At 63.2% G+C, this 7,699-nt stretch carries 8 protein-coding genes; 5 read left to right on the top strand and 3 right to left on the bottom strand.

The genetic code is table 11. From position 1 onward, the window contains the following. Together EN879_RS16420 and EN879_RS16415 are read right to left on the bottom strand one after the other, a co-directional pair. Positions 1-484 (bottom strand): MarR family winged helix-turn-helix transcriptional regulator (locus tag EN879_RS16420; protein WP_164774434.1); only part of this gene is annotated, 484 nt, incomplete at its 3' end. A gap of 48 nt (positions 485-532) precedes the next feature. Next, on the bottom strand, positions 533-1,177 hold the full coding sequence (locus EN879_RS16415) for an isochorismatase family cysteine hydrolase (protein ID WP_024502292.1): 645 nt from the start codon (positions 1,175-1,177) through the stop codon (positions 533-535). Positions 1,178-1,409: 232 nt separating this feature from the next. On the opposite strand from EN879_RS16415, the gene EN879_RS16410 reads away from it, so the two are divergent. Continuing rightward, entirely contained in the window at positions 1,410-2,264 is an 855-nt protein-coding gene (locus tag EN879_RS16410) for an NAD(P)-dependent oxidoreductase (protein ID WP_024502293.1), read from the top strand. Next, complete coding sequence (locus EN879_RS16405) at positions 2,261-3,067, top strand: SDR family NAD(P)-dependent oxidoreductase (protein WP_024502294.1); 807 nt, start codon at positions 2,261-2,263, stop codon at positions 3,065-3,067. The genes EN879_RS16410 and EN879_RS16405 overlap by 4 nt, the downstream gene beginning before the upstream one ends. A gap of 107 nt (positions 3,068-3,174) precedes the next feature. On the opposite strand, the gene EN879_RS16400 is transcribed toward EN879_RS16405, so the two are convergent. Further along, positions 3,175-3,960 carry an SDR family oxidoreductase gene (locus EN879_RS16400; RefSeq protein ID WP_063170106.1) on the bottom strand — a complete coding sequence of 262 codons (786 nt, stop codon included), beginning with the start codon at positions 3,958-3,960 and terminating at the stop codon, positions 3,175-3,177. Between the two features lie 99 nt (positions 3,961-4,059). On the opposite strand from EN879_RS16400, the gene uxuA reads away from it, so the two are divergent. The 3 genes from uxuA to EN879_RS16385 all read left to right on the top strand — a co-directional run. Next, a complete protein-coding gene (uxuA, locus tag EN879_RS16395; RefSeq protein WP_063170107.1) occupies positions 4,060-5,244 on the top strand; it encodes a mannonate dehydratase in 1,185 nt (394 codons plus the stop codon). Between the two features lie 316 nt (positions 5,245-5,560). Next, positions 5,561-6,580 carry an isopenicillin N synthase family oxygenase gene (locus tag EN879_RS16390; protein ID WP_013530313.1) on the top strand — a complete coding sequence of 340 codons (1,020 nt, stop codon included), beginning with the start codon at positions 5,561-5,563 and terminating at the stop codon, positions 6,578-6,580. Positions 6,581-6,915: 335 nt separating this feature from the next. Next, a partial coding sequence (locus tag EN879_RS16385) for an NtaA/DmoA family FMN-dependent monooxygenase (RefSeq protein ID WP_127274132.1) occupies positions 6,916-7,699 on the top strand: 784 nt, incomplete at its 3' end.

Raw genomic sequence — 7,699 nt, 5'->3', positions numbered from 1 at the left:
CCTGCTCAGCCGGGGAGAGCGGCGACAGGAACCGCCGCCCGACCTCGACGCTGCGTTCGAGCCGTTCCAGCGTATAGTCGGTCCCTTTGCTGGTCAGCGCGATCATCGTCAGGCGTTGGTCGGTTTCGGAGGCGCTGCGCGTGATCAGCCCGTGTTTGAGCAGTTTGCGCATGACGATGCTGATGGTCGACGGGTCCATCGCCGTCAGCCGGCCGAGATGGTTCTGCGAGACTTCGCCATGCTTGAGGATCGTGGCGAGCGCCGCGAATTGCGTTGGCGAAAGGTCTTCGCCGGCCATGACCTGCTGGAAGCGCAGTGTCGCGCGCTGATGCGCCCGGCGGATGACGTGCGCCGGGTGACGGTCCAGTTCATAGCCGGTCTCGGCGTATTGCTGCAGCACTTGCTCGCGGCTCGGGGGTGCATCGCCGCTCGGCGTTTTCGAGGTCGCGCCTTTTTCGGATTGCGGTTTCTTTTCAGTCGTCACACCGGACTCCTATCGCCGCTGTCTCGGATGTCGCCGGTTTGGAAAAGCTCAAGCCGCGACCTCCGCTGGTTGAAGCGACGTCCCGTCGCGGAGGGCTGCGACGACATCAGCCGAATCGCTGACCACGCCGAAATGGGTCGCTATGTCGTAGAGCGAGCTTTCCTGCTCGCGTGGTCCCGTTGCCGCGCAGCAATCGCTTGGCACCACCACCTCATAGCCCTGGAAAAAGGCATCATGGACGGTCGAGCGCACGCAGATGTTGGTGACCACGCCGAAAATGACCAACTGATCGACCTGCATGTCTTTCAGCGTCAGGTCCAGGTCGGTTTGAAAGAAGGCCGAGTAGCGCCGCTTGATGACATGGATCTCATCATCGCGGGCGCCGAGATCCTCGATGATCTCCGGCCCCCAGCTTCCATCCAGGCAATGCGGTGTGCGCTTCAGCCATTCGCGCTCTCGTCGCATGCCCGGTCGGTGGCTGTCATGGACCCAGATCACCGGCACGCCGGCGGCGCGCGCAGCCTCGATCACGGCCAGTTGCGGCGCGACCAGCGTCTCGTACCCAGGCAGGACCATGGCCCCGCCGGGCTTGCAGAACTCATTGACCATATCGATGACGATAATGGCCGCACGGCGTGGATCGAGGCGCACCGCATCATCGTGCCGATGTGAGGAAAAACTGTCCACGGACATGGCGAGCTCCTTTGACCGATCGTTGATGCTCATACAAAAAACCCTAGTGGATGCCAAGTCAATCCCGTTCGACGCAAAGCGTGCTGGTCGGCCTTGCGCACCGCGCTCCGACAAGCGTATGCGCTATTTGCCCATCGCGAAATGGCCTTGACAACGCTTGTCAGGCATGTGCTCGATTTGTATGACCATCAATGATATTCAAGCCGCTGAATTGCGGAGCCGAGGCCGAGATATGAAAACCATCGTCACCGGAGCCAGCGGCCTGCTTGGCCGCCATGTGGCCGAGGCTCTGGTTGCGGCCGGCCACGATGTGCTTGGTGTCGATGCCGTGGTGCCGGGTGAGGTCGCATGGCGCCACGCAACCGCCGATTTGACCGATCTGGGATCGACACTGCAGCTGGTGCGCGATTGCGATGCCGTTGTGCATGTCGCGGCCATTCCGCGGCCGACCGGCCGGGCCGGCGGCGAGGTGTTCAAGACCAACATCGCGACCGCCTACAATGTGGTCGAGGCAGCCGCCATGGCCGGCGCCAGGCGCTTCATCTATGCCTCATCCTTCAGCGTCTTCGGCTATCCCTTTTTCGAAAAACCTGTGCGACCGCCCTATCTGCCGGTCGACCTGGACCACCCGGTCGGCGCGCAGGACCCGTACGGCCTGTCGAAATGGCTGGGCGAGGAAATCGTCGACGCGGCGGTGCGCCGCGGCGCCTTTTCGGCGGTCAGTATCCGCATGCCGTGGATCCAGACGCCGGGTTCATTTTTCGAGGGCGTCGGGCCGCGCCGCGCCACGGCCGACAGTGCCCGCGACCTGTGGGCCTATCTCGACGCGCGCGACGCCGGGCAGGGCTTCCTGCGGGCGCTTGAATGGCAAGGCGACGGCCATCTGCGCGTCCTGCTCAGCGCCGCCGACACCTTCATGGAAGAGGAAACCGAAGCGCTCGTGCGCCGGGTCTATCCCGATGTCGCTCTATCGCGGCCGATCGCCGGCTTTGGCGCCGTGCTCGACACGGTCCATGCGCGCGAAACGATCGGCTTCGAACCACAATATTCATGGCGTTCCTATCCAAAGCCGGAGACCGGGGGATGAAACGATTCGACCAGAAGAAGATCCTTGTCACTGGCGGCGCCGGCGCGATCGGCGGCGCGGCGGTGCGGCGTTTCCTTGACGAAGGCGCGCGCGTCGCCATTGTCGATCGCAATGGCGCGGCGGCGCAGCAACTGGCTCGCTCACTGGGTGAAAACGCCATTGCCATCGAAGCCGACGTCACCGATGAAGCGGATGTGCGGCGCGCCGTCGAGGCGACCGTCGAGACGTTCGGCGGCCTCGACGTGGTGTTCAACAATGCCGGCATTTCCGGCGTCGTCGCTCCCGTTCACGACCTGCCGGTCGAGGACTGGGATACGACCATCCGTATCAATCTGCGCGGTATCTTCCTCGTCCTGCAGGCATCGCTTCGGGCGATGATCAAGGCGGGGACCGGTGGCTCGATCGTCAACATGGGCTCATCCATGGCCGGTTGGGACGTCCTTTCGGGCGGTGCCGGCTATGTCGCTTCCAAACACGGCGTGGTCGGCCTGACGCGGGTTGCGGCGCTCGATGCTGCGCCCTACGGCATACGCGTCAATGCCATTTGCCCCGGCGTGATCGAGACGACGCTTGGCGTGCCGGCTTCCGGTGACGGCGAATTCAAGAGCAGCGTCCAGCATTTCGCCGACCGCATTCCATTGCGCCGCATCGGCCAGCCGGACGATGTCGCGGCCGCCGTGGCTTTCCTGGCCTCGGACGAGGCGAGGCACGTCACGGGCGTGGATTGGCTGATCGACGGCGGCCAGACCTTGCAGAGCTGGGCCAACGCCCCTGATGGCGGTGCGTTTCCGAAATTTCGCTAAAGCTCAATTTCGCTGCTCGATTTGCTTGAGCATTGATCTGCAAGAATTCGGCAAACCAATTGTCGGATGCCGGCCGCTCCCGCTAAAGGCCAGGCCCCATTCGCGATCTACTTCACGCCGATGCCGGCGGTCAGGCCGCCATCGATCTTGTAGTCCGCGCCAGTGCAGAAGCCGGCCTTCGACGAACACAGGAAAGCGATAAGTTCGGCCACCTCCTCCGGCTCGCCGATGCGCCCGATGGGGTGCGCTTCGCCGAAGCGCTTGTAGGCGGCCTCGACATCGGCGTCCGTGCCGTTCTCGCCGCGGGCGGCCTTCTCCAGGATCGGGGTGCGGATCGAGCCGGGGCTGACGGAATTGACGCGGATGCCGGAGCGCGCATGGTCCAGGGCCAGGGCACGCGTCAGCGTGTGGATGGCGCCCTTGGTGGTGGCATAGGCGGCGACGTTTTGCTGGCAGGCAAAGCCCTGCACCGAAGCGACGTTGACGATGGCGCCGCCGCCCCTGCGGACCATTTCCGGGATGCCGAAATGCGCGGTCAGATAGATCGACCCGACATTGACCGCCATCGCCTTGTTCCAGGTCTCGAAATCGGTGCTGACGGCGGTTCCGTACGGATGCACCGCCGCCGAATTGACGACGATATCGAGGCCGCCGAACCGCTCCACGCCGGCCGCGACCGCGTCGCGAACCTGATCGGGCACGGAGACGTCGGCGCCTATGACCAGCGCCCCGGCTGCGGAGCTTTCCAGCTCCGCTTTCAGTAGAGCGTTGGCCGCGCGGTCGATGCCGCAGGCGATGATCGCAGCGCCCCCTGCAGCGAGGCGTCTGGCGGTTGCGAGGCCAATCCCGGTCGTCCCCGTCACCAAGGCAACCTTGCCGTCGAAATCCTTCATTGGGAAAACTCCTTCATTCGCTGTCCGAAACCGGTTCCTAGTTTGACACCCATTGTGGTCCAACAATAGGTTGCCATCCTCTCGCAGAAGGAAGCGGCAATGGAACAGTGCTGGCGCTGGTATGGACCAAACGACCCGGTAACGCTCGATCATGTCAGGCAGGCCGGTGCGACCGGCGTGGTGAGCGCCTTGCACGATATCTATGACGGGCGCGCCTGGCCGCTCGAGAGCATTCTGGAGCGCAAGCGTGTCATCGAGGCCGCCGGCCTGACATGGTCGGTGGTCGAGAGCATTCCGGTCCACAACTCCTTCAAGGTCGGCGCGCCGGAACGCGAGCGCTACGCCGGCTACTATCGCGACTCAATCCGCGCGCTCGCCAAGGCCGGCATTGCGACGGTCTGCTACAATTTCATGCCGGTGGTCGACTGGACCCGCACGGATCTCGCCTATCGGCTGCCGACGACGGGCTATGCGCTGCGTTTCGACGCCATCGATTTCGCAGCCTACGACCTGTTCGTGCTGAAGCGCGTCAATGCCGAAGCCGGCTATACCGCTGCCCGTATCGCCGAAGCGGAAGCGCGGCTGAAGGAATTGAGCAGCGAAGCGATCGACAGGATCGAACGCAACCTGATCGCCGGCCTGCCGGCGACCGAGCGCAGCTATGACAGGGACAGTTTTCGCGAGGCCCTGGCGGACTACGATGCGATCGGACCAAAGGAGCTGCGCCAAAACCTTGCCTGGTTCCTGCGCGAGATCATTCCGGTGGCCGAAGAGGAGGGGGTGCGCATGTGCATCCATCCCGACGACCCGCCCTTCTCGCTCTATGGCTTGCCACGCATCGTTTCGACAGCCGAGGATGCGCGTTTCATCCTTAACGCCGTCGACAGCCCCGCCAACGGCCTGACGTTCTGCACCGGCTCTTATGGCACGCGCGCCGACAATGACATCGTCGCCATGGTCAAGGAATTCGCCGACCGCATCCACTTTGTCCACCTCCGCAACATCACCATCGAGGATGACGGCTCGTTCTACGAAGCCGAGCATCTCGAAGGCGGCACCGACATGGCGCATGTTATCCTCGCTCTGATGCAGGAAGAGGCGCGCCGTCGCAGGGAAGGCCGTGCCGACTGGCGCATTCCGATGCGACCAGACCATGGCCATCTGCTTGCCGACGACATCGGCAAGACCAGGATCAACCCCGGCTATTCGCTGATCGGCCGGCTGAAGGGCCTCGCCGAGCTGCGCGGCATCATGCGCGCCATCGAGCGGTTCGAGCTGGCTTGAAGCCGTCTTGCCGGTCGGCTGGCGGGATTTACAGACGATCACGCGCGATTGCGCTTCCGCTGCGACTTATACGCTGTCGCACTGGAAAGTGCGGTCCACGAGAGGCATGGCGGGTAAAGCACTTGTCGGGAAATTATTTGCCGACAGGTCATAATATGCAGCGCTGACGTTCTTCCATCCGGCCCGGATTGGACTTCCTGTTGCTTTGATCGGCACGCCTTGCGTGTCACTTTGAGATGCATTCATGCTCGAAGCTCTTGCCGGTGGTCGCTTCTACTTCTCCTAAGCCAGGGCAGAGAAAAGAAGGAAGCTGAACATGCCCAGAATTGTGCCGGTGCTTGACCTGAGCCGCCTCGAACAAGGTGCGTCCGAGTATCGTACCTTTCTCCTGGACCTGCGTACGGCAGCCCGGGACGTTGGCTTCTTCTATCTCAGCGGCCACGGAATTTCCGCCCCGGAGATCGACGACGTGCTCGATGCCTCGCGACGGTTCTTCGCGTTGCCGGAGGCCGACAAGCTGGCCATCGAAATGGTCAAATCCCAGCAGTTTCGCGGCTACACCCGCGCCGGCGGCGAACTGACCAAGGGCGCGGCCGACTGGCGTGAGCAACTCGACATCGGCGTCGAGCGCCAGCCCATAGCGCAGGGACCTGGAATTGCACCGTGGACACGGCTGCAGGGGCCGAACCAGTGGCCGTCTGCACTGCCGGAGCTCAAGCCGGCACTGCTTGCATGGCAGGCCAAGGCGACCGCGGTGGCCATTCGGCTGCTGAAAGCCTTCGCACTATCGCTCGATCAGCCCGAGGACGCCTTCGACGCGATCTATCGGGACTCGCCCAACCATCGCATGAAGATCGTCCGTTATCCCGGCCGTGACGCGACCGAAGGCGACCAGGGCGTCGGCGCGCACAAGGATGGCGGTTTCCTCACCCTGCTGCTGCAGGACGACAACAAGGGCCTGCAGGTCGAATATGACGGAAGCTGGGTGAATGTGGATCCGCTCCCTGGAACGCTGGTCGTCAACATTGGCGAACTGCTCGAACTGGCATCGAATGGGTATTTGCGTGCCACCGTTCACCGCGTCGTGACGCCGCCTGCCGGCGTCGAGCGGATCTCCGTTCCCTTCTTCTTCAGTGCGCGGCTGGACGCGACCATACCGCTTCTGACCCTGCCCGAGGAATTGGCGGCCGAAGCGCGCGGGCCGGCAAGCGATCCGGACAATCCGTTGTTCCGCGATGTCGGCACCAATGTGCTCAAAAGCCGACTGCGTTCACATCCCGACGTGGCACGCCGCCACTATGCCGATCTTCTCCAGGCCGGAGCGGCGGGTTCGTGAACTCAGCTCTGCACGAATTTTTGCCGTTTCATATGTTTTTTGGAATGCCATTCGTCGCCAAGGCTTCGAGATAGGCGCAAAAAGGTAAAATCGTTTAGCGGTTTCCTCCCATTCCGCTGGACGGTGTTCCCCTCTGAAGGTTCAAACCTTCTTTTGGCCGGGCCGCATTCGAGCCCGGCCATTTTTTGTCCTGGTCCCGGACAGCGCAAAACCTATGCTGCAAAAGGCCGGTGTGGAGGAACAGGATATCTTCCCGAGTTGCGCGGACCGTCCGATCCTGAGTTTAGGATTCGAGCGCTAGTGCTCGACTGTATCGATCGGTCGAAACGACTTTCATGACACAAAAACAATTGCACCTCGGCGCCTTCATGCGCCCCGTCAGCCTGCATACCGGCGCCTGGCGCTATCCGGGCGCCTATGCCGACGCCAATTTCAATTTCGCGCATCTGAAGCGCTTCGCCCAGACCTTGGAGGCGGCGAAGTTCGACGCCTTCTTCATGGCCGACCATCTGGCCGTTCTCAACATGCCGATCGAGGCGCTGCGGCGCAGCCACACGGTCACCTCGTTCGAGCCGTTCACGCTTTTGTCGGCGCTCGCCGCCGTCACCGACCATATCGGGCTGGTCGCCACCGCATCGACGACGTTCGACGCGCCCTATCATGTTGCCCGCCGCTTCGCCTCGCTCGACCATATCAGCGGCGGACGCGCCGGCTGGAACATCGTCACCACGTCCAATCCGGATGCGGCGCTCAATTTCGGCCTCGACGAGCATGTCGAGCATGACGAGCGCTACCGGCGGGCCCGGGAATTCTACGATGTCGTCACCGGCCTGTGGGACAGCTTTGCCGACGATGCCTTCATCCGCGACGCCGAAAGCGGGTTCTATTTCGACCCGGCCAGGCTGCATGTGCTCGACCATAAGGGTGAGCATCTCTCGGTGCGCGGCCCACTCAACATCGCGCGGCCAATCCAGGGCTGGCCGGTCATCGTGCAGGCCGGCGCCTCGGAGGCAGGACGCCAACTGGCGGCGGAGACAGCGGAGGTCATTTTCGCCGCCCATGCCGATCTCGCGGCGGGGCAGCGCTTCTTCGCCGACGTCAAAGGCCGTGCGGAAAGGC

The sequence above is a fragment of the Mesorhizobium sp. M7A.F.Ca.AU.002.02.1.1 genome (assembly GCF_003998535.1).
In the GTDB taxonomy this organism is placed as follows: domain Bacteria; phylum Pseudomonadota; class Alphaproteobacteria; order Rhizobiales; family Rhizobiaceae; genus Mesorhizobium; species Mesorhizobium ciceri.
This window is presented reverse-complemented; position numbering and strand designations above follow the sequence as displayed.